General features: G+C 66.1%; 1 protein-coding gene. It reads left to right on the forward strand.

Going from position 1 to position 681, the window contains the following annotated elements:
* Nucleotides 1-41 precede the first annotated feature (41 nt).
* Nucleotides 42-681 (forward strand): peptidoglycan-binding domain-containing protein (locus tag EJ105_RS27695; RefSeq protein WP_250168895.1); only part of this gene is annotated, 640 nt, incomplete at its 3' end.

The raw sequence follows: 681 nt of genomic DNA on the forward strand, positions 1-681 counted from the left end.
TCAAGGGCCTGAACCCCGGCTCGCCGGTTTGGACCCCGGCGATGTTCCAGTTCCAGTCGGAGCGGTTCAACGGCATGGGGTACCGGATGCGCGGCCTCCCCAGCGCCTACCTGTACGCCGGCACCAAACTGTATCGGGGCGGCAAGTTCGTTGAAGATGGCGTCTTCGACCGGTCGGTCTGGGACAAGCAGCTCGGCGTGGTCGCCATCGTCAAGCGTCTCATGGAACTCGACGACAGCGTGCGCTTCGTTGATGAGGCGGATGTCATCGAACACGCGTCCGATGACCGCGTGCTCACCGCCGAGGAAATCGACCCCGACGACGGTCTGTCGGAGGATGAGATCAAGGCCATCCAGACGCTGCTGCGATCCAAGGGCATTCACCGGGTTGGCCTGATCGACGGCAAGTGGGGCAAGGACACCGTTGGCGCGCTGGCGGCCTTCCAGTCGGCCGCCGGACTGCCGGTTACGGTCACCGTCGACCGCGCTTGGGTGGACAAGACCACCATCGCCGCGCTTGCGACGGCGCCGCAGTCGGAAGTGGGGGAGGAGCGGGCCAAGACGACCGCCAGCGACCTCCGCAAGGCCGGCGACCCGGTTGCGAAGGCGAGCTTCCTCAACAAGGTCTATTCGGCTGTCGCCGGCTTCTTCGCCCTGATCTTCGGCGCGGCGCAGGAGAGCG

It is taken from the genome of Xanthobacter aminoxidans (assembly GCF_023571765.1).
Classification (GTDB): Bacteria; Pseudomonadota; Alphaproteobacteria; order Rhizobiales; family Xanthobacteraceae; genus Xanthobacter; species Xanthobacter aminoxidans.